Source organism: Jannaschia formosa (genome assembly GCF_003340555.1).
Taxonomy (GTDB): Bacteria; Pseudomonadota; Alphaproteobacteria; order Rhodobacterales; family Rhodobacteraceae; genus Jannaschia; species Jannaschia formosa.
Genome location: NZ_QPLJ01000072.1, coordinates 1 through 2,263, shown reverse-complemented (window position 1 = coordinate 2,263; position 2,263 = coordinate 1). Strand labels below are relative to the sequence as shown.

Annotated in this window: 3 protein-coding genes; 2 read left to right on the top strand and 1 reads right to left on the bottom strand. The window is 66.9% G+C overall.

Translation table 11 applies throughout. The annotated features are described in order from the left end of the window. Nucleotides 1-197, top strand: a 197-nt coding sequence (locus DR046_RS23900; protein ID WP_167767266.1) for a hypothetical protein, incomplete at its 5' end; no start/stop codon positions are given. A gap of 271 nt (nucleotides 198-468) precedes the next feature. Here DR046_RS23900 and DR046_RS22755 read toward each other — a convergent pair. Further along, nucleotides 469-1,170 carry a PEP-CTERM sorting domain-containing protein gene (locus DR046_RS22755; protein ID WP_115384616.1) on the bottom strand — a complete coding sequence of 234 codons (702 nt, stop codon included), beginning with the start codon at nucleotides 1,168-1,170 and terminating at the stop codon, nucleotides 469-471. 278 nt (nucleotides 1,171-1,448) lie between these two features. On the opposite strand from DR046_RS22755, the gene DR046_RS22750 reads away from it, so the two are divergent. After that, on the top strand, nucleotides 1,449-1,838 hold the full coding sequence (locus tag DR046_RS22750; RefSeq protein ID WP_115384615.1) for a DUF4326 domain-containing protein: 390 nt from the start codon (nucleotides 1,449-1,451) through the stop codon (nucleotides 1,836-1,838). Nucleotides 1,839-2,263: the final 425 nt, after the last annotated feature.

The following is a 2,263-nucleotide window of genomic DNA, read 5'->3' as shown; positions in this document are numbered from 1 at the left end:
GCAGCGGCGACGGCACCATCGACATCCGGCGGATCCCCGCGGCCACGGTCGAAGCGCTGCTCGCATCCGGGGAGGCGGGCTACGACCGGGCCAGGGGCGTCATCAGCCTGGACCGCGACGGCGACGGCGTCCTGGAGGACGTGGTCTTCCTTACGCCGGGAACGCGTATCGGTTACGAGGATCTCTACTGGGCCTGACCTGTCCGCCACGATGAACCTCGCCCACCAACGCGTTCGCCTGGAGGGGTTTTCGGATCGGGCTTCCGCCTGATCCCCGAGCGTCCCGGCCGGGTGTCCACTTCAAGCGCGTGCTCTTCCGCTTTGTACCGGAGCATGTTCACGAACGCGGCCGGGGCCGCGTCCAGGATCGACCTGTTCAGGCCAGCCACGCCGCAAGGAAGGGCGGGAAGGGCTCCCAAGCCGTCTTCGCCAACCGCATCCTCTGACGGATCGCGCGCGACCGCCTCCGTCAGGCGTCTGCGATACGGCCAGTCCGGCGGCGCGACGCCATGCCAATCGCAGCGAGTGCCGCGATCAGCATGAACGCCGAAGAGGGAAGAGGCACGGCCGCCGGCATGACGGTCGCGGAAACGAGGCGCACTGTTCCACCGGCACTGGCGATCGAAAACGCGGTCTCGGACAACGCCTCGGCGGTGACGAGTGCCCCGATGGAAACCGTCTCCCGTGCGCCAGGTGCAAGAAGGAAACTGACGAAACCCGAGTCCATGGAGATCTCGCTGGCCTCGGCTTCCACGAAGAAGGACGGAGCGCGCATCGCCACGTAGGCAATTTGCGAGAGGTAATCGATCTCGCCTCCGAGGATGATCAAAACCGACAGGTCGTAGAAAAGCTCGATATCGATCGGTCGCGTGCCCCCGGTGTTGTCGAAGACGACGCTCCCAGACTGCCGGCCCTGCGTTCTTGCCAGGACAGGGCCCCCAAGCCCCGGCCCTCCCTGAATTCCGACGCTGACGGCAAGTATCTCGGAACCGACGAGTTCAGAAAGCGGCGCGCTGACCCAGTCGACTGTCAGGGAGGAGGTGGACGAGGGGGGCCGTTCCGGGGTGAAGATCGCAGGCTCCACCGTTCGTTTGACGGTCGCGGCATCGGCGTTCACGGCCGCAAGGGACAGGAGCATCGCCCCTGCGATCAGTCCTGACAGTCGGCGCATGATTTGTTCCTGACCCTCGTTTACCTGCCAAGCAGGATACCGAGGTTCATGATCTGGAATAGCCCTTCATCGAACTCGAGGGCGAAATCCGGTGCCGGCCCCGCGTCTCCGGCCCCTCGCCCCCGGGACTGATGAACCGGTCGAAGATCGGCAACCGGAATCAGCGCGCCTTCGCTGGATGCAGGGATAACCCGCGAATATCTGTCTCTCGCGAGTGCTTGCATCGCCAGACCTCCCCGTCCAGGGGCACGCCCGCAGATCCTGAACCGGGAGGACCAATGCCGAAAGTTCACAACAGCCGCGCCGGAACGGCGCCCCGCCACGCCGTCTATGTCGGGCGCGGCTCGCCCTGGGGGAACCCGTTCAGGATCGGCCCGGACGGCACGCGCAACGACGTCTGCGACCGGTTCGAGCGCGAGGTCCTGCCGGAACTCGACCTGGCACCGCTGCGCGGCCGAGACCTCGTCTGCTTCTGCGCGCCGGCGCGCTGTCATGCGGATGCGCTGCTCGCGGCGGCGAATGCCGATCCTCGCCGGGCCCGGTCCGCCGGATCGGGGAAGGGCGTCGAGATCGCAAAGGCGGCGGCCAGCGCGGCCCGGCCAGTCGCCTCTCTCGAGGACGAGCCTGAAGACCGGCAGGGTGCGTTCGATCTCGTCTCGCACGCCTGACCGGATCCTCCTCCAGGCATGCGTGCCGGGCCCACCCGGCCCGCCCGAGGAGACCCGGATTGTCGGCGGTGAGGCCCCTGTTTGGCAGTTTCGACAGCGGTGAGGGCGATCCCGCGGCGTTGCGGCGGCGGCCGGGGCACGCGGCGTGTCCGGCGAACTCCTCTTCGATGCACATCGAACGCGGCCACGATGATCGCCGCTCATAAACATCTTCACTGCCCTGAAGGACGGAGCTTCAGGATCATCCGGCAGCCGTGGCTGCCGACTTGATGCCGTCAATCGAACGGCGAGGGCGCGCGAAAGGCCGACCGGCCGAGGGCATCGAGGATGACGGTGGAGAGCGCCTCGTCCATGGACATGTCCCGCATGCACCGTTCGAGCCAATCGAGGTCAGAGATCCTGTCCGCGGCTTTGCCGAAGCTCTC